The 19,368-nt window shown below is 59.1% G+C and carries 15 protein-coding genes; 12 read left to right on the top strand and 3 right to left on the bottom strand.

Annotated elements, in window-relative coordinates; all coding sequences use genetic code 11:
• Window positions 1–36: 36 nt before the first annotated feature.
• From ptb to K349_RS0108915, 11 genes are all read left to right on the top strand, one after another.
• A complete protein-coding gene (gene ptb, locus K349_RS0108975) occupies window positions 37–957 on the top strand; it encodes a phosphate butyryltransferase (RefSeq protein WP_029165510.1) in 921 nt (306 codons plus the stop codon).
• Window positions 958–1,034: 77 nt separating this feature from the next.
• Window positions 1,035–2,129: a butyrate kinase gene (gene buk, locus K349_RS0108970; RefSeq protein ID WP_029165509.1), complete on the top strand. Its 1,095-nt coding sequence runs from the start codon at window positions 1,035–1,037 to the stop codon at window positions 2,127–2,129.
• A 5-nt stretch (window positions 2,130–2,134) separates the two neighbouring features.
• Complete coding sequence (locus K349_RS0108965; protein WP_029165508.1) at window positions 2,135–3,100, top strand: NAD(P)-dependent oxidoreductase; 966 nt, start codon at window positions 2,135–2,137, stop codon at window positions 3,098–3,100.
• Window positions 3,101–3,627: 527 nt separating this feature from the next.
• Complete coding sequence (locus K349_RS19885) at window positions 3,628–3,756, top strand: hypothetical protein (RefSeq protein ID WP_274703385.1); 129 nt, start codon at window positions 3,628–3,630, stop codon at window positions 3,754–3,756.
• A 359-nt stretch (window positions 3,757–4,115) separates the two neighbouring features.
• A complete protein-coding gene (locus K349_RS18045) occupies window positions 4,116–6,284 on the top strand; it encodes a PAS domain S-box protein (protein ID WP_029165507.1) in 2,169 nt (722 codons plus the stop codon).
• Between the two features lie 581 nt (window positions 6,285–6,865).
• Window positions 6,866–8,533: a 5-guanidino-2-oxopentanoate decarboxylase gene (locus K349_RS0108940; RefSeq protein WP_029165506.1), complete on the top strand. Its 1,668-nt coding sequence runs from the start codon at window positions 6,866–6,868 to the stop codon at window positions 8,531–8,533.
• A 3-nt stretch (window positions 8,534–8,536) separates the two neighbouring features.
• The gene (gene hisC / locus K349_RS0108935) at window positions 8,537–9,694 is read left to right on the top strand and encodes a histidinol-phosphate transaminase (RefSeq protein WP_029165505.1); all 1,158 of its coding nucleotides are present in this window, start codon (window positions 8,537–8,539) and stop codon (window positions 9,692–9,694) included.
• Window positions 9,695–9,716: 22 nt separating this feature from the next.
• Entirely contained in the window at window positions 9,717–10,850 is a 1,134-nt protein-coding gene (locus tag K349_RS0108930; RefSeq protein ID WP_029165504.1) for a betaine/proline/choline family ABC transporter ATP-binding protein, read from the top strand.
• Window positions 10,850–11,596: an ABC transporter permease gene (locus K349_RS0108925; protein WP_029165503.1), complete on the top strand. Its 747-nt coding sequence runs from the start codon at window positions 10,850–10,852 to the stop codon at window positions 11,594–11,596. Before K349_RS0108930 ends, K349_RS0108925 begins: the two co-directional genes overlap by 1 nt.
• A complete protein-coding gene (locus K349_RS0108920) occupies window positions 11,586–12,515 on the top strand; it encodes a glycine betaine ABC transporter substrate-binding protein (RefSeq protein WP_029165502.1) in 930 nt (309 codons plus the stop codon). Before K349_RS0108925 ends, K349_RS0108920 begins: the two co-directional genes overlap by 11 nt.
• 11 nt (window positions 12,516–12,526) lie before the next feature.
• Window positions 12,527–14,416, top strand: a complete 1,890-nt coding sequence (locus K349_RS0108915) for an aldehyde ferredoxin oxidoreductase family protein (protein WP_029165501.1) — start codon at window positions 12,527–12,529, stop codon at window positions 14,414–14,416.
• 285 nt (window positions 14,417–14,701) lie between these two features.
• On the opposite strand, the gene tpx is transcribed toward K349_RS0108915, so the two are convergent.
• Complete coding sequence (gene tpx, locus K349_RS0108910; RefSeq protein WP_029165500.1) at window positions 14,702–15,217, bottom strand: thiol peroxidase; 516 nt, start codon at window positions 15,215–15,217, stop codon at window positions 14,702–14,704.
• A 254-nt stretch (window positions 15,218–15,471) separates the two neighbouring features.
• On the opposite strand from tpx, the gene K349_RS0108905 reads away from it, so the two are divergent.
• The gene (locus K349_RS0108905; RefSeq protein ID WP_029165499.1) at window positions 15,472–17,565 is read left to right on the top strand and encodes a diguanylate cyclase; all 2,094 of its coding nucleotides are present in this window, start codon (window positions 15,472–15,474) and stop codon (window positions 17,563–17,565) included.
• A 54-nt stretch (window positions 17,566–17,619) separates the two neighbouring features.
• Here K349_RS0108905 and dapF read toward each other — a convergent pair whose 3' ends face one another.
• The gene (gene dapF, locus K349_RS0108900) at window positions 17,620–18,537 is read right to left on the bottom strand and encodes a diaminopimelate epimerase (protein WP_051464303.1); all 918 of its coding nucleotides are present in this window, start codon (window positions 18,535–18,537) and stop codon (window positions 17,620–17,622) included.
• 166 nt (window positions 18,538–18,703) lie between these two features.
• Entirely contained in the window at window positions 18,704–19,330 is a 627-nt protein-coding gene (gene prxU, locus K349_RS16870) for a thioredoxin-dependent peroxiredoxin (protein ID WP_051464302.1), read from the bottom strand.
• Between the last annotated feature and the right edge of the window lie 38 nt (window positions 19,331–19,368).

Genomic DNA, 19,368 nt, shown 5'->3' with positions numbered 1-19,368 from the left:
ATACTTTCCAAATTACAAGGGGAGGTTCTGACCAGCATGAAGCAGATTCGGTCGTTGACGGAACTGATGGAGTACGCCCGGGAGATCGGGCCCCGCAAGATCAGCGTCGCCCTGGCGGAGGACGCGGAGGTCATGGAAGCCGTCGAGGATGCCCGCAAGAACGGCATCGCCACCGCGATCCTCGTGGGCAACGCGGTGAAGATCGCCGATGTGGCGGCGAAGCTGGGCATCGATCTCGCGAACTATGAGGTCGTGGACGAACGGGGCAACGAGAACGCCGTGGCCCTCAAGGCCGTGGAACTCGTGTCGTCGGGGAGCGCGGACATTCTCATGAAGGGGATGATCAAGACCGCCAACTTCCTTCGGGGCGTTCTCAACAAGGAGAAGGGACTCCGCTCGGGAGCGCTCATTTCCCATGTCTACATCCATCAGGTGGAAGGATACGACCGGGTCTTCTTCATCTGCGATCCCGCGTTCAACATGTATCCGGACCTTCAGGCGAAGGTGAACATCCTGAACAATACGGTGGAACTCGCCCATGCCTTCGGCATCGCGAATCCCAAAGTCGCCGTTTTGGGTGCCGTGGAGGTGGTGAATCCGGACATGCCCTGCACGCTCGACGCGGCAGCCCTTGCTCAGATGAGTCGCCGCGGGCAGATCAAGGGATGCGTCGTGGACGGTCCTTTCGCCCTGGACAACGCCATCAGCGTGGAAGCGGCGAAGCACAAGGGAATCGAGTCCGAAGTGGCGGGGAACGCGGACATTCTTCTTGTGCCGGACATCGAGGCGGGAAACATGATGGCCAAGGCCATCGTCTACTTCGCGAGAAACAAGACTGCCGGTCTCGTGTTGGGTGCCAAGGCGCCGGTGGTTCTCACGAGCCGCACGGATACGGCGGAGACGAAGCTTCTCTCCATTGCCTCCGCTGTGGCTCTCGCTGCCCACCAGGGGCGCTGACGCCCGAAGATGGACAACGAAGGGGCCGCTGTGTGCGGCCCCTTCGTTCGTAGTGTTTTACCTCGGAGGGAGTGCGCATGACTGTGTCGAAGGACGGTTCCTTCACGATTTTCGTGATCAACCCCGGCTCCACCAGTACCAAGTTTGCCCTGTTCCGGGACGGCCAGGAACTTTTCTCCCACACCCAACGGTATAACGTGGAGCTGTTGCGGGAATTCGTCTCCATGGCGGACCAGGAGACGTTTCGGAGGACGGAAATCCTCAAGGTTCTCGACGCGGAGAAAATCAGCCTTGCCGACGTGGATGCCGTGGTGGGACGGGGAGGACTGCTTCGTCCCATCGAGGGAGGCACCTATGTGGTGAACGCTCCCATGCTGGAGGATCTCATTTCGTGCCGTTACGGAACACACGCGAGCAATCTCGGGGCGCCTCTGGCGCTTTCCCTGGCGCAGGAGGCCGGGGGTAAGCCCGCCTTCATTGTAGACCCGGTCGTGGTGGATGAGCTACTTCCCCAGGCACGACTCTCGGGTTTCCCCGGCATCGAAAGACGCTCCATCTTTCACGCGCTGAACCAGAAGGCCGTGGCTCGTCGTTTCGCCGCGGAGACAGGGAAACGCTACGAGGAACTCAACCTCGTGGTGGCCCACATGGGGGGCGGCATCTCCGTGGGTGCCCACCTTCACGGAAGGGTGGTGGATGTCAACAACGCTCTTGACGGAGAGGGCCCCTTCTCGCCGGAGCGGGCGGGGTCTCTCCCCGCGGGAGAACTGGTCAAGTTCTGTTTCAGTGGGGCCGTGGACCTGGAGACCATGCTGCGGAAACTTGTGGGCGGCGGTGGCATGGTTGCCCATCTGGGTACTAATGACCTTCGCGAGGCCTATCGTCGCGTTGACGAAGGCGACGCTTCGGCGGCGCTGATCTTGGATGCCATGACCTACCAGGTGGCCAGGGAGATCGGGTCCAGGGCGGTGACGCTTCGAGGAGTGGTGGACGCGATTCTCCTCACGGGGGGACTTGCCTACGCCGAGGATTTCGTGGAGCGCATTCGCAGGCGGGTACAGTGGATCGCCCCCGTGAAGGTCTACGAGGGCGAGGATGAACTGCGCGCCCTTGCGGAAGGCGCCTTGCGCGTGCTCCAGGGGTTGGAGACCGCGAAAACCTACGGAGGATGAGAGCCATGCGTATCGCTGTTGTGGAACCGCTGGGTGTTCCCCAGGAGCTTCTCGACGGACTTGCGGCTCCTTTTCGCACGGCGGGACACGAGGTCTGTTTCGAGAGCGAGCGGAGCACTGACATGGAGATCCTCCGCAGGCGCGCGGAAGGAGCGTCGGCGGTGGTTCTCGCCAACGTCCCCTTCGGAGGAGATCTCATTCGTGCTCTGCCGGAGTTGCGGATGCTTTCCGTGGCCTTTACCGGGACGGACCACGTGGATTGCGCCGCCTGTTGTGAGCGGGGCATCTGGGTATGTAATGCCGCGGGGTATGCCACGCAGGCCACGGCGGAAATGACCATCGCACTCATGCTCGGTGTTCTCCGCTGTGTTGCCGAAGGGGACAGGGTCGTTCGTCAGGGTGGTGTCCGCACCTATCTGGGAAAGGAACTCCAGGGGAAAAAAGTGGGGATTGTCGGAACCGGCGCGATCGGTCTTCGGGTGGCGGAATTGCTCCTTGCCTTCGGATGTGAGGTGGTCGCCTGGAGCCGCAGCGTCCGGAAGGAAGCCCTGGCGCTCGGGGTCACCTATGTGGATCTGGACGAGCTTCTCGCCACCTGCGACATCGTCTCCCTCCATATGCCGCTTACGGAGGAGACGAGACTCCTGTTTGACCGGGAGCGGATCGCCCGCATGAAACCTGGCTCCCTGCTGTTGAATGTTTCCCGGGGTGGAGTGGTGGATTCCCACGCCCTTGCCGTCGCATTGAAAGAGGGGCATTTGAAGGGCGCGGGCATCGACGTGTTCGAAATGGAGCCGCCCATTCCCGCCGATCATCCCCTTCTCGACGCACCCAACACCTTGTTGGCGCCTCATGGAGGGTTCGCCACAGAGGAAGCGCTTGCGAAGCGAGCGCGGATCGTTTTCGAGAATATCACGGCATGGATGGAGGGACACCCGCGCAACGTAGTCGTCCGGGGACGGAGTTTGTAGCAGCTGTTGTGTCTTTTAGGGCAAAAAGCAACTGAAAGAGTGTATTTGTTTCTTTTTTGGAACATCACGAGGAATTTTTGAGAGGTGTTTCTATCTGGGAATCTCTGAATAAGGCTGCGTCAGCCCCGCAGGGCGCCTCGCAGAGCCTGATGCGACCTGAGTCAAGGGAAAGCGAAAGGTCTTTATTCAGGGCTTCTCTGGATTTTCCATAGGTTTCTTTCAGGGGAGTCTTTTGTCTTGAGGAATCTCTGAATAAGGCTGCGTCAGCCCCGCAGGGCGCCTCGCAGAGCCTGATGCGACCTGAGTCAAGGGAAAGCGAAAGGTCTTTATTCAGGGTTTCTCTGGATTTTCCATAGGTTTCTTTCAGGGGAGTCTTTTGTCTTGATTGATGAATCGATTGAATTATAAAATAAATTCTCGTTTTGACAAACAATGAGAACGGGTGTAGCTTGTGCTTACGTCAAGGAGTTTTCTTTTTCCGGGAGCTTCTCTCCGGAAAAGGGACGGAGCACAGGGAGGAATGGATTATGTTCGGTATGGATCCGGAGAAAATCATGTACTTGGAACGGAAAATGACGGGACTTGAAGAGGAGCGGAACGAACTCGTCAAACTCATTCGTGATGCTGCCGCGGGCAGGAGTTCGGTCAGAAGCTGACGCGATCCTTCAGGATCTTTACACCCTTGGAACGTCTCTCGTTACAACGCGGTGGAGCAGGGTGGATAACACCTTTCTCCACCGCGTTTTTTGTGTCTCCGGAAAACTGACGTCCGTCGTACTTTCCGGAACGTCTCTTCCCTTGAACGAAGGTGTTCCGCGAAATCGCACTCTCCGCAAAGCCATGTCCGAAGCCCTGATCAGTGTTTCGGAAACGGCTTCGAAGCATTTCCGAGGAAGAGGACCGGTAGTTTTGCGGGCGGAATTTTTGTTTTTATTCCGGAAAGAATGGAGTATCCTAGGAGAAACATACGTGTTGCGACCATGTTTGGCCAAAAGAAAGAAGGAGGCGGAGGAGTATGTTGGACCCGGGAAACGAAGAAGAGCAACGATTCTGTTCAGCCTGCTCCTCGCGAGGTGGTGTTTCCGAAGAAGCAGGGATTCTCTCCGAAGAGAACGGATGGAATCTGGAGCAGCTTTTTCATGCCTCCGCCGAGGGCATTCTGATTCTGGGAAGAACCCGCCGCATTCTCCGGGCCAACCGCATGTTCTCCCGCATTTTCGGCTATGCTGTGGATGAAGTAGAGGGAAAACCCTGCTTTGAGATCCTTCGTGCCCCCTTCTGCAACGGCCCCGATTGTCCCTTGGAACACTCTTTCACTGCGGAGGAGACGTTGGAATTTTGCATGGATGTTCCCACCAGGACGGGGGGAAACATCCCCTGTCTCATTTTCGCCTCGCCCCTTCTGGATGAGGATGGGCGGGTCGTCGCCGTGATGGAACAGTTCAGGGACATGACGGAATGGCAATGTATGGAACGCATGGCCAGAGAAAGCGAGAGCCGTTTTCGCGCTCTCGTGGAGAGAACGGAGCACCTTCTGGTGGAGATCGATGCGGCGCTTCGGTTCACGTTCCTCAACCCCGCAGCGGAACACCTTTTTGGCATTGTCGTGAGCGACGGAAGCGCGAGGACTTTCGAGGACTTCGTTCACGATTCCAGAAAAGTTTTCCTGCGTGAACGCCTTCGGACCATCATCGGGGAACGTTCCGCTTCGGACTCATTCCGACTTCACCACATTACCACCGCGGGAAAGGAGTTTCACGTGCATTGGAGCGTGATCCCCCATTTTTCCGAGGTGGGAAAGCTGGAAGGCTTCTCCTTCCTTGGGCGGAACGTCTCCGAGGAGTATCGTCTTGCCGAGGAATTGCAGCGCATGGCCCTCTTTCCACTCGCGAACCCTAACGTGGTCTTTCAGATCGATGCCGCTGGGAGCATTTCCTTTGCCAATCCCAGCGCGTGGAAATGGCTCGGAGAACACGGTTTCGAGGATCTCCGGGGTCTGGAGAATCTGTTGCCGCCGGACTACAGGGAGCTTCTGGAAAGGAGCCTTGCTCCGGGTGATGTCCTGAGCTTCGACATCGCCTGGAAGGGGCGTTTCTATGACGTGAAGCTCTCCCCCTTCCCCCGGCAGGGGACATGCATGGCGAACGTGACGGATGTCACGGAATACCGGAAGATCAGCCAGGAAAAGGAACTCCTCCACCGGGCTTTTCAGAGTGCCATTCACGGCATGACCGTCACGGATACGACGGGCAGAATTCTCTACGTGAACCGGGCCTTCGAGGAACTCTACGGCTATTCTCAGGAGGAAGCTCTGGGGAAAACGCCGGGCATTCTCAACCCTGGGCGAAAGGTCTATAAGGATCTGGGATACACGGAAGAGCAGTACGATCGTCTTTTTGGCGAAATGTGGGAGAGTATCATCGACCCGAAAAAGGGACGGTGGGAAGGAGAAATCGTCAATCGCCGCAAAGACGGAACACTTTTGTGGGTACGTCTTTACATCAGCGCGGTGCGGGATGAGCGTGGTGAATTGACGGCCTTTCTCGGAACACCCATGGACATTACCCGGAGAGTGGAGGAGGAGCGGAACACGCGGCTCGACCTGTACAGGGCTCTTGCGGAAACGGCCGAGGCTCGGGATATGGAGACCGGGGCGCACCTTCTGCGGGTCAGCGCCTATTGCCGCATCGTGGGTGCCTATCTGGGACTCATGGGGAAGGAACTTCTGGACCTGGAGACGTTCGCTCCTTTTCACGACATCGGCAAAGTTGGCATTCCCGACGGCATTCTCCTTGCGCCACGGAAGCTCTCGCCCGAAGAGTTCGAGATCATGAAAACCCATACGACCATAGGGTACAACATTCTCCACGGCCATTCGAGCCTCGAAACGGCGGCGGAGATCGCGCTCTCCCACCACGAGAACTACGACGGCACCGGATATCCCCGAGGACTTGCCGGCTCCGTCATCCCGTTGAACGGGCGCATTGTGGCCCTGGCGGACGTGTATGATGCGTTGCGGAGCCGTCGTCCCTACAAGGTGCCTTGGACGCACGCGGATGCATCGGCTTTCATTCGTGCTCAGAGCGGAATGAAATTCGATCCGGCAGTGGTGCGTGCCTTTGTGGCCCTTGAGGAGGAATTTCAGGAGGTTGCCGAGCGTTTCAGGGACGAGAGGGAAGTCTGAAGAATGCCGAACCGCTTCGAAGGTCTTGCCGGCATTTCTGAAAGGGACAATGTCTCGGGGTGGAACGGAATCGGGGGCCCGGAACATTGACCTGAGCGGTGGAGGAACTCAAGAAAGTGTCCTCCTTTTCGAGCGGCACCACCTGTGAGAGGGTGCCGCTTTTTGTTTTTCGAGGAGTTCCATCACGTTCTGGAATGGAATGAATCCATTCGGTTTGACATCTGATCCATATTTGGGTATGCTATCTTTGCGTTGCGAATGAAGATAGTTCTTTTTGCAGTGCTCTTATCTAAAAGTGATTTTATTGTGCTGTGGTCGCATGGTAAATTTGCGAGGTCTCCGTACGCGGTTTCCCCTTTTCATTCAGTTCCATTCAAGTGCCGAGGTGTTCCCGTTCCGAACGAGGAAACCGGCGGACACGTCGCAGAAGTATCGTGGGAGACGAAGAAGCAGAAATAGGTGCCGCAGAGACTTTTCCCGACAGAGGGGGAAAAGAAGGTTTTTTGTGCGCTGCCGCCTCGATGGATCGAAGAACACGGAAAAAACGAAAAGAAGGTGGAACGGAGGAAGGAGTTGGTGGCATGAGAAAGCAATCCGCCGGACATCTCGTGGTGCAAAGCCTCGAAACGTGCGGTGTTGATACGGTGTTCGGCATTCCCGGTCTGCACACGCTTCATATCTACGACGGGCTGTTGCAAAGCGCTCTTCGGGTCGTCACGGCCCGGCACGAACAGGGGGCCGGGTTCATGGCCGACGGCTATGCCCGTTCCACTGGAAGGGTTGGTGTCGCTCTCGTCATTTCAGGACCGGGGCTCACGAACATTCTCACCCCCATGGGGCAGGCGTTTGCCGACGCCGTTCCCCTGCTTGTGATCTCCAGTCAGGTGCCACGGGCCTTTCTCGCCGGAAAAAGCGGTTTTCTCCACGAGCTGCGGAACAGCACGATCATGGTTGCCTCGGTGGCCAAAGAAAGTCGCCGCATCCATGCTGCGGAAGAGATTCCCTGCGCCGTGGCGCAGGCGATGCGGACCGCCCTTTCCGGGCGCCCCGGACCGGTCCATCTGGAGATCCCTTTGGATGTGCTGGGTACGGAGATCGACGATGTTTCGTCCTTTGCGTGGCCCGGTTTCACCGCCTCGGGGCGCGATCCGAAAACCGCGCCGCCGGGCGTGCGGGACCTCTTTGTTCCACTGGGCCCACCCCCTTCCGAAACCGATCTTGCCACAGTGATTTCCCTGCTTCGCAATGCTTCCACCCCGATGCTCCTCGCCGGAGGCGGCTCCGTGACGGCAGCTCCGGAGATCGAAACACTCTCGGAACGTCTTGGCGCCCCCGTGGTCACCACAACAGCCGGAAAGGGTCTTCTCCCCGAAAAGCACCCGCTTTCCCTTGGCACACGTCTGCATTTTCCGTCGGTCCGCAACGCCGTCGAGGAGGCGGATGTTCTTCTCGCTGTCGGAACGGAACTGGCACCCGCGGATCTCTGGGAGGCTCCGCTTCGTCCGAAGGGGCATCTCATTCGCATCGATACCGATCCTTCGGCGCTCTCTCGCAACCTTCCCGCCCACGTTTCCCTTGAGGGGAACGCCCGGGATGTACTGCGCCGCCTTCTCGCGGACCTGCATGTCTCTCGGCCTCCCCGGTCGGAGGAGGTCAAAACCTTGCTCCAGAATTCCCAAAACGAACTCGCCGCGGTAACGCGCATGGGCACGGCACTTCCCTTCATGCTGGACATGCTCCGGGGGCTTCGCCGGGGACTCCCCGACGAGGGGCTCCTCGTCATGGACATGACGGGTCCCGCCTATGTGGCGCTCAGCGAATTTCCTGTTTTCTCTCCCCGGTCCTTCCTGCACCCCGTAGGGTTCGGAACGCTCGGTTATGCTCTGCCGGCAGCGGTGGGAGCGAAGCTCGCCGCTTTGGATCGCCCGGTCTGTGTCTTCTCTGGAGACGGAGGGTTCCAGTTTACCCTGCCCGAGCTGGCCGTGGCCTGTCAGGAGAAACTTTCCCTTCCCGTGGTGATCTGGGACAACGGCGGTTACGGAGAGATCCGACGCAACCAGGAGGCCCGGCATCCCGGGGAATATCTGGGGGTGGATCTGCTCGGGCCGGATCTGAGGCTTTTGGCCGCATCCTACGGCATTTCCGGGGTTGCCGTCTCGTCCGGGGCGGAGTTGGCTGAAGCGGTCGCGGCTGCGCTGGGACGGGAGATGCCCACGCTTATCCGCGTGGATGCCGGCAGGGAGGTGTAGGATATGGCGCTGCATGACGTGAAGGGATTGCGCAAGACTGTGATCGCCATGGAAGGATATGTCCCGGGAAAGACCATCGCCGAGGTGGAACGGGAACTGGGGCTTACCGATGTGATCAAGCTGGGGTCGAACGAGAACCCCTACGCCCCGTTTCCCACGGCGCTGCGGGCCATGACGGAGGAGTTGCGGCGGGTGCACCGCTATCCGGACGCGACATTCACGGAGATCAAGGAGCTGCTCGCGGAGCTGTACGGGTTGGATGTCTCGCAGGTGGCCGTCAGCCACGGCGCGGAGGGGATGCTCCAGAATCTCGGCAAGTGCTTTCTCGACGAGGGAGACGAGGTGATCCGATCGGGGGTCACCTACGGCCTGTACAAGGAAATTTCCCGTCTTATGGGGGCCCGGGTGGTGGAAGTGCCGGTCCGGAACTGGCGGGTCGATCCCGATGCCATGGCCGAGGCCGTGACGGCGAAGACGAAGCTGGTGTGGATTTCCAATCCGAACAACCCTCTCGGAAGCATCTTTGACAGAAAGGCCTTTGAATGTCTTCTGGATCGTCTTCCGGAAACGGCCTGGGTGATCCTCGACGAGGCCTATGCGGAGTTCGCGCCGCCGGCAGAACTTCCCGACAGAGTGCGGCTTCTTCGGGAGAAACGGAACCTTATCGTCGTACGGACCTTCTCCAAGTACTACGGGCTTGCCGGAGCCCGGCTCGGGTATGCCCTGGCCTCCGCCGACGTTGTCACTGCCATCGACACGGTGAGCGAGCCCTTTAACGCCAACAGAATTGCTCTGGCTGGAGCCGTGGCGCTGCTGCGCCACGGAAAAGCGGAGCTCGAGGCGGCGCGGCAGCGTATTTTCGCCGACCGGGAACGGCTGGAGCGCGCACTGGAGGATCGAGGGTGTTTCGTGGTGCCTTCCCGGGCGAATTTCGTCTTTGCGGACACACCCTACGACGGAGAAACCCTCGCCAAGGAGTTGCTTCTGCGAGGCGTTATCGTCCGTCCCTGTTCGGGATGGGGATTTCCGGGTGCGCTGCGCGTCACCGTGGGGACCACGAAGGAGATGGACCGTTTTCTCCGGGCCTTCGACGAAGCGGTGCCCGCGCTTGCTGAACGCTCCGGTACAACGAAAAACATGGAATGGAACGTGGTGCTTTGATGAAGAAGGGGGCAAGGTGCGGATGGTAACTTTTGAGGCGGTCTCCAAGGTTTTCGCCGATGGCACCGAGGCGGTGAAGGAACTGGATCTGGAGGTCGGAGAGGGAGAATTCGTGGTGCTCATCGGCCCGAGCGGCTGTGGTAAGACCACCAGTCTGAAGATGATAAACCGTCTCGAGGAAAGCACTTCCGGACGAATTCGCGTCAACGGTCGGGACATCCGTTCGGTGGACCCGGTGCAGCTTCGTCGGGGCATCGGCTATGTGATCCAGGAGATTGCCCTGTGGCCCCACATGTCCGTGGCGGAGAACATCGGCATTGTGCCCAGGCTGCTCGGATGGCACAGCGGACGCATCGACGCCAGGGTCGACGAGCTGCTGGCCCTGGCGGGGCTGGACCCGGCGAAGTTTCGGCACCGTCTTCCCGACCAGCTCAGCGGCGGGCAGAAGCAGCGCATCGGTGTCCTGCGGGCCCTCGCGGCGGATCCTCCGGTGGTGCTCATGGACGAACCCTTCGGCGCTCTCGATCCGATTACCCGGGACGTGCTCCAGAGTGAACTCAAGGAGCTGAACAAATCCTTGCGGAAGACCATCGTCTTCGTCACCCACGACATGGACGAGGCGCTGAAGCTGGCGGACCGTGTGGTGCTCATGCGCCAGGGAAAGATCGAGCAGATGGGATCTCCCGAGGAAATCCAGAATGCGCCCGCCAATGACTTCGTGCGCTCTTTCATCGGCGAGGATCGTCTCGCCTCCATCTCTCCCGAATCCTCGCTGGAGACGTTGCTTCATGATCCGTTCCTTCGGGTTGCTCCCGGAGAGGATCCCAGGGATGTTTTGGAACGCATGGAGGATGATGGCCTGGAAACCGCCCAGGTGGTGGATGCCAGGGGAAATTGGGTGGGCATGCTCTATCTGCCGGTGCTCAAACGGACGCTCCGGAACGGGGGCACCCTTCGGGAGGCGGTGCGGCGAAACCGAAAGCTCATTTTCGAGGAGGCGGTCATACGGGATGCGGCGGAGATGCTCGCCGACATGGATCTCTCCATCCCCGTGGTAAACCGGGAGAACGTGTTTCTGGGTGTCGTCACCAGTGGAAGCCTGGCCAGGCTTGCCATCGGAAGGCTCTCTCGAAGCAGAAAGGAGGCGGGTGCCTGATGTTTCCTCCTGAACGGACGTTTTGGGAACTCTTCGTCACCTATGTCTCGGAGAACTGGCCCCGCATCCTGGCCCTTACGGGGCAGCACGTGATGATCTCCGGCATCGCCGTTTGCATCACCCTCCTCATCTGCATTCCCCTTGGGATTTACCTCTCCAAGCGGGAGAAACTGGCCTCGGTGGTCATCGGCGTGGCGAACGTCTTTCAGACCATTCCAAGCCTGGCCCTCTTGGGGTTTCTTATTTTCGTCTTCGGTATCGGGAACGACAACGCCATCTGCGCTCTCGTGCTCTACGCGGTGCTTCCGGTGTTGCAGAACACCTACACGGGGCTGCGCAACGTCTCTCCCGTCATGATTCAGGCGGCCCGGGGCATGGGCATGACGGAGACGCAGATTCTCCTCAAGGTCCAGCTTCCTTTGGCCCGGTCGGTGATCATCGCGGGCATTCGGGTTGCCACGGTATGGGTCATCGGCACGGCAACCCTCGCTTCGGCCATCGGTGGAGGGGGGCTCGGCAAGTTGATTTTCGCGGGACTCGGTGCCTTGCGGCAGGAAGTGGTGCTCGCCGGGGCACTGCCCGCGACGGTGTTGGCCCTTCTGGCGGATCAGGGCCTGAAAATGCTCCAGAATCATTTCGAGCCTCGAAGGAGGGCGCTCCGGCTGGCGCGCAAGTATGCGGCGGAGGAGAGCGTCCGTGAGGAAAAAGATGTTCCAGGAGAGGAGATGGTGCGGCATGAGATGTGAGAACCGACGGATGTGGTGGCGCTTCGGCGTGATGGGAATTTTCCTTGTTGGGGTCTTGCTCGGCAGTCTGGCGGTACCGGCATTTGCCGAGACACCCAAGGACTACAAGGGAACCATCAGTATCGGTGGACAGCCTTGGAACGAATCGAACATCCTCGCCAACATGGCGAAACTTCTGGTGGAGGCTCACACGGGGCTCAAGGTGAACTTCAATTCCGACTTCGCGGGTGTGGCGGTGCTCCACGAGGCCATGCGGAGCAACCAGATCGACATCTATCCCTGCTGGACCGGGTCCCATCTGATCGGTCTGTTGCGTTACGAGGGGCCGCCCCTGGGGCGCGACGAGGCCTACGCTCTCGTGAAGAGCGAATTCGAGAAACGGTACGACATGAGCTGGGCGAAACCTCTCGGATTCAACAACACCTACGCCATGGCGGTGCGCCGAGAGACCGCGGAGAAGTACAATCTGAAGAAGGCGTCGGACCTCGCGGCCTTCGCGAAACAGTGGCGTCTCGGCGGGGATTCGAACTTCGACACGCGTCATGATGCCTATCCCGGGTGGAGCAAACACTACGGAATTTCCTTCAAGGAAGTGCTTCCCATGGAGTATGCCCTCATGTACAAGGCCATCGAGGCCGGGGAGGTTGATGTCATCGCCGCCTATTCCACGGATTCGCGCATCCGAAAACTCGACCTGGTGATCCTTGAGGATGACAAGGGGTTTTTCCCGGATTACAGTGCCTGTTTCGTGATCAACCGGAAGACCTTCGCGAAATATCCGCAGTTGCTTGATATTATTGAAAAGGTGAGCGGCCGTATCGACGAGGCTACCATGGCGGAGCTGAACTATCAGTTCGACGAGGGCATGGAGGCGGAAAAAGTGGCTCGGAACTTCCTCGAAAAGGAAGGACTTCTCTAGGGGGCGGGAACGTGGAAAAGAGTTCGGGATACGCGGGATGCGAACTCTGGGTGGATCTGGCGCGGAAGACGGTGACGAAACATTCCCTTCGGAAGGACCTGCGCGGGTGCATCGGTGGTGCGGGCTATGCGGTCCGGTGCCTTCTGGAGCATCAGCCTGCCCGCCTCGACCCCCTGCACCCGGAGAGTCTGCTCCTCTTCGCCACGGGGCCGCTGACGGACTTCCGCGTTCCCGGAGGCGGAAGCCTGGAAATCTGCTGCACTTCTCCACTGACAGGTGCCTGGGGGGAGAGCCGCATGGGGTGCGACGCGGGCATCACCCTTCGGAAAGCCGGTGTGGACGTGCTCGTGGTGACCGGTTCCGCGGCGGAACCGTGTGTGCTTTTTCTGGACGATGGAAAGCTCTCCTTTCTTTCCGGCGCGGCGCTTCTGGGAAAGACGACCCTGGAAAAAGAGCGTCTTGTGGCGGAGATGGTGGGAGATCCCTCCCTGCTCGTCCTCTCCATCGGTCCCGCAGGAGAGAATCTGGTCCGTTTCGCCTCGGTGATGCACCGTCACCGGGCGGCGGGGCGAATCGGTGTTGGGGCCGTCATGGGGTCCAAGAAACTCCTCGCCCTGGCCGTTCGGGGTACGGGTACCGTGTCGCTCGCCGACCCAGAAGCCTTTCGCGAGACCACCCGGCGGGTGCACGAGAAGGTGTTGCAACACCCCATGGCGAAGGAATTCCGCAGGGCCGGGACCATGGGCGGTTATGCCTGGAGCGATGCCTCGGGGGATCTGCCCACGAAGAACTGGCGGAGCAATTCCTGGGGAAAGGGGGAGGCGATCTTCCGGCATTTCATGGAGGAGAATCTTGTGGCCTCCAAGGGGTGCTACCGCGGGTGCACGCTCCAGTGCGGACGGCGTGTCGCGGTCGCATCGGGTCCGTTCGCCACGCCCGAGCACGATGGTGGAGAGTATGAATCCGTGGCGGCCTTCACCGCCTTCGTGACCAACGAGAACGTGGATGCGGCGGTGCATGCCTCGTGGCTCTGCAACGAACTTGGGGTGGACACCATCTCCGCCGGAGGGGCGGCGGCCTTTCTGATGGAATGTGCCGAACGGGGCGTTCCATTGCCGGAGGATGCTCAATCCCTTGGTCTTTCCTGGGGAAACGGTGCTGCTCTGGCGCCGCTGGTGCGGAAGATCGTCTTTCGTGAAGGTGTGGGGGATCTGGTTGCCGACGGAGTGCGTGCCGCGGCGGAACGGCTCGGTCGGCCCGAGGTCCTCACCTGGGCCGTGACGGGAAAGGGGCTCGAAGGGCCCGCCCATGATCCGAGGGGCGGAAAGGTTCTTGCCCTCACCTACGGAACCAATCCGAGGGGAATGTGCCACATTCATCCCGTGGAGGCGAAGGCCTGGGATGGGGACAAGCTCGATTTCGGACTGCGACGCTTCGGCCTTCCCGATCCGGAGGAAATCTCCCCCTGGGAGGAGCGGGGGAAAGGCATGGCGGCACGGCTTCTCCAGGACGCGGGAATGCTCCCGGAGGTTCTCTGCACCTGCAAGTTCTACATGTACGCCGGAGTGACCCTGGACGATTATGCGGCCATGCTCGCCGCCGCGACGGGGTGGAATGTCTCCGGAGAGGAGCTGCTCGAGACGGGAGAACGGGTTTTCACCCTCCAGCGGCTCTTCAACCGGCGGGAGGGGTTTACCGCCGGGGACGATGCACTCCATCCTCGGGTTCGGGCAATTCCCGAATTCGGGCGCTATGCGGACGATCCGCGCTGCGCTGTGTCGGAGTACGAGGAAATGCTCCGGGAGTACTATGCGGCTCGGGGGTGGAACGCGGAGACAGGGGTCCCCGAATCGGAGACGCTGCGCAGGCTGTCCCTGTTTCCCGATCTCGTCGGCAGTTGAGCAAGCGGCGGCAAAAAAGGCTTTGCCCAGGACGCCGCTTTTACGGAAACGTGCGGAAATCGGCATGCCCCCGGTGTTTCCCGGGACGACGTCGGAGGGCATAATCGGGAAGGGAACTCGGATTTCCGCGCAACCGTATTTCTGAAAAGCGGAGATGCGCGGAGGTTTCGGTTCTGTGCGAAACCTCCGCCGGGAGTCAGGCAGGGAGAGAAGAGAGGAAAACACACACTCTTTTCTCTCCCTGTCCTGTGTTGGGGGTGGTTTTCCTGCGGTGCTTCCAGGGACTCAGACGACAAGAGAGCGCGCTGCCTGGATGGCCTTGTCGTAGTCGGGATGATTCGTGACTTCCGGGACGATTTCCGCGTAGCGCACCGTGCCGCTGCCGTCCACCACGAAGACCGCTCTTGCGAGGAGGCGGAGTTCCTTGATGAGAACGCCCCAGGACGTTCCGAAAGAGGCGTCTCGATGATCCGAGAGAACCTGCATGTTTTCGATGTTGCCGGTGAGACAGAAACGGTTGATGGCGAAAGGCAGGTCCATGGAGATATTGAGGACTGCCACGCCGGAACCGAGAGCGGCGGCCTCGTCGTTGAAACGATGGGCCTGGAGATCGCACACGGGTGTATCGAGCGAGGGCGCGACGCTGAGAATGACGACCTTTCCGGCATGTTCCTTCAGCGTAACAGGCCTGAGCTTTCCATCCAGGACGGTGAAATCCGGAGCGGCGTCGCCGGGTTTGATCTCCGGTCCCACCAGGGTGACGGGATTTCCTTTCATGGTGACGATTCCGGTACGTTCCATGGAGAAACACCTCCTGTTTTGTAGTTGTTCGTGTAATCTGACCTGTTTTTGAGTATAACAGAGTTCGGCGCGACAAACAAAGGTTGTCCTGTCGAGAAGAGGATGCTTTCGGAAGATTGACATTCCAAATCCATTCTTGCGGCCTCACTGCTTCGTGATGTATTCTTCTTCTACGGGGATCTCGTGGAATTCGGGCGGCGCGCCGCTCGAACTCTTTTTGTGTCTTCACGGTGTCGGCGACGGAGGGCGTTTGGGTGTTGAGACAATCCGGAGAATGTTTTCACCATTTCTCTTCCATGGACGAACAGGAGGCGCTGTTCCGCTACCTGCAACGGGTGGATGAAGCAAAAGACCCCGAGCAGGCTTGTTCCTTCGCGATGGAAGCCATTGCGGAGAGCACTCGTTTTGCCTATCCCTCGGTGTATCTCCTGGACCGACGCAGCGATTCCCTTCGCCTTGCGGCTTTTGCGGGGTACGTTCCTTCCGTCACGACTATCCGGAGAGGAGAGGGCATTTGCGGTAGGGCTCTTGCAACCGGGGAAATTCAACTGGTGGAAGATGTCACCCTCGATAAGGACTACATCGTGGGCAAAGAGGATACCGCATCGGAGCTGAGCATTCCTCTGCTGTGGCATGGTACCCTTCTGGGTGTTCTCGACGTGCAATCGCCGGAAAAAAATGCTTTCCGGAACGAAGATGTCCGTTTTCTTCGTCTTCTCGCGGCAATGCTCGGATCCGTTCTCTCCCATCTGGAGACGGAAAAACAGCTCACGCGAAATCTTGAGCGGGGGAAGATGTTCCGCAAGAATCTCTTTCGTGCCCAGGAGGCACTTAATCTTGCGCTGGACAACCTCGTCGCTCAGAAAAAAGAGACGGAAGAACATGTTCGCGTTTTGCGGGCTCTCCTCGACATCTCTCAGATGCTCTTCGCCTGCCGGAGCGCGAAGGAACTCTTTCCCCTCATCCTGGGCGTGCTTCACAGCGACCTGGGGTTCGAGCGCATTCTGCTCTTCGGAAGGGAAACCAGAAAAGAGTCGCTTGCTCTCGTGGCTTTTCAGGGCCATTACCGTCTGAGCGACAAGGAACTCCATGAGCTTCTCGTGGAGAAAAAGGGAATTGTGGGGCATGTTCTCGATTCCCGTCTTCCCTATTTGTGCAACGATACCCGCAAAGATTCCAGATATGTTCCGGACGAATTCGGAACGCTTTCGGAGCTCGCCGTTCCCATTGTTGCGAGGGAATTCCTCTGGGGGGTGCTTGTGGCCATCAGTCCCGTGGAGAATGCCTTTACTCACAGGGATCAGGAGGTGCTCGTCCTGGTCGCGGGCTTCATGGCAGTGGTCCTGGAGAACATCGCGAATATGGAGATGCTCTCTCGGGAGTTGGGGCACATGCGTCTTCTCCATGATGTCGTGAGCGAGATCGCGCTGCTCAGAGATCGAAAGCTCATTGCCGAGCGCGTCGTGGAGCTTTTGAAAAAAAATTTCCAGTACACCCACGTGACTTTCTTCGAAATCGAGGATGAAGAGACGGGTGCGTGCAGGACTATTGCCTCCACGGGATATTCGGAGAAAGAATTCGCTCTCCGTGACGCGAAGCGGAGACGGAGCGGGGGCGGTCTGGTGGAATTGGCCGCGAGGACGAAAACACTCCGAAACACCCCGGACGTTCGTTTCAGCGAAATGTATGTTTCCACTATTCAGGAGACGCGGTCGGAACTTGATGTTCCCATCATGTACGGAGATCGGCTTCTCGGCGTTTTGGTTGCGGAGAGTCCCGACATCGGGGCTTTCTCGCGGGAGGACGAGGAGGTGTTTTACGTGCTCTCCCGCAGCCTCGGCGCCACCTGGGCGGTGAACGAGCTTCTGGAGGAGTTGGAACGACAGGCCCTTACGGATGCCCTCACGGGAATTCCGAATCGTCGGTTTCTCTTCCGACGGATGGAAGATGCCCAACGAGAGCTCGATGAGCGAGGAGGAAGTTTTGCAATTGTCATGGCCGATGTGGAACACTTCAAGGACATCAACGACACCTTCGGCCACGCTCTCGGCGACGAAGTACTCGTGTCCATTGCCCGTTGTTTCCGGGAAAACGTGGATTCTTCAGGTATAGTGGGACGTTACGGGGGGGACGAGTTTCTCCTGCTCTTTCCGGGAATGACGAAAGAAATGGCGGAAGCCTTTGTCCTCCGTCTCGATGAAGCATGTCGTGCCCTTCGTTTTTCCGAACCGGCTTTGAAAGCCCGGGCGAACTTCGGTATCGCCGCTTTTCCCGAGGATGGGTCCACGCTTGAAAGAGTCTTGCGCGAGGCGGATCGGAGGATGTACGCGACAAAAGAGCAGGCATAGTGCTCTGCCCTTTCGCCGGGGTTTCTCTCTACTGCACCTGGCTATAACCGTTTTTCAGAGCAGAGGAGCGCAAACGGTACGGGCCGTCCGAAAGGTGCTCCTCGCGTCGAAGAGAATCGTTCCCTTGGTCAGGCAGGACGCTTCGCCCCGAAGGGAAATGCGCACTTTTTCCGGAGAGGTGGTATCCTGCCTGACAGTAACCTCGCTGATGCCGCCGGGGGTGGTCACGCTTACCGGAGAAGAGTACCCCAGGGAGAGACACGCGACAATTCCACCCGCCGCGATGGCGGTGCCGCAAGAACTGGTCAGACGGTTCACGTTTCTCTGGTAGGTGAGGAGCCGAACGCCCTGTCCTTCCTCGTCTCGTTCGAGAAAATTGACATTTGTGCCCTCGGGAAAACGTTTTTCGTCGAAACGAAGCCCTCGGGCGAGGGGAACCAAGTCGGAGGGGGATAGGTCCTCGAGATGGTCGAGAAGGATGACACAATGAGGAATGCCGCCGATGGAGAGCGCGTGATAGAGGAAGGTCTTGCCCCAGAAGGGGAATACTTGGTGCCAGTGTGCTTGTGCCAGATCCACTTCTCCCATGTCGAGCGTCACCACGGCTGTTGCGGGATCTTGCGAGGCCGGCTCCACCGTTGCTTGTACGGTTCCGCCGGAAAAGCCGAAGACCATTTCCCGTGGGGCGATGCCGATCTGGAAAGCGAGTCCCGCAAGGCATCTGGCGCCGTTTCCGGAAAGGAATTCCTCGGTGCCGTCGCAATTGAAGGCTCTCATGAAAAAATGCTGCGAGGGATCTCTCGTTTTTTCGAAGACGAGCAGCCCTCCGCCGGCGAGGACATTCTTCTCTAGGCAGAGATCCCTTGCCAGAGTCGCGAGTTCCGCCGGGCAATAGTTATACTGTCTGTTGTCGATGACGATGAACTCGTCGCCGTTACCGCGCATTTTCGTAAAAAAGATCACCCCGGTCATGACCTCCTTCTCTCGTCTTCGAGGATTTTTTGTGCTCCCGAAAGGTATGCCGCCTCACGTCGAAAGAGCCGAACGGAGACACCCCACCCGCCAAGAAAATATCACAAACGGTTCTTCGCGAATACGAGGAGCATTTTCGTTTTTTTGCGGAATTGTTCCGGAGGCCTCACTTTCCGGGGGGCCAGATGAGCGGATTCTCGGGATTCCAGGCAGCGCTTATTTTGCCCACGAGTTCCGGAAGGGGTTTCAACGTGGTTTTGCCGGGAAACCAGCCCGACGGACACGCTTCCTCTCCGTTCGTCTCCCGCACGTGCCTGAAGGCGGAGAGGAGACGGAGCAGTTCCTGGATGTTGCGGCCCACGGAAGGAGCAAGGATCTCCGCGGCCTGGAGCACACCGTCGGGGTCGATGAGGTAGCTTGTCCGGAGATGCGCACCGGTCTTTTCGTCGAGCGCTCCGTAGGCATTGCCGATTTCTCGGCGGAGGTCCGACGCCATGATGAAGGGCACGCGACCTTGTGGAATGAGGCTCCCCAGCTCATGTTCCTCCCATGCCTTGTGAACGAAGACGCTGTCGACACTGATGGTGATCACCTCGGCGCCGAGCGATCGGAAAGAGTCGTAGTTGATGGCCAGATTGGTCAGCTCCGTGGGGCACACGAACGTGAAATCGCCTGGATAAAAGCAAAGCACTACCCAGGAACCGAGGAATCGGGAAAGGCGAACGGAGATAACCGTCCCATCCCGATAGGCGGGTACTTCGAAATCAGGTACACGTTCTCCGATCGACACCACGGAACGTCATCCTCTCTCTTTTGGGGTCGGGTATGGGG

The sequence above is a fragment of the Aminiphilus circumscriptus DSM 16581 genome, assembly GCF_000526375.1.
Classification (GTDB): Bacteria; Synergistota; Synergistia; order Synergistales; family Aminiphilaceae; genus Aminiphilus; species Aminiphilus circumscriptus.
Note: the sequence above shows the minus strand (reverse complement) of the source record. Positions and strands in the feature narration are given on the sequence as shown.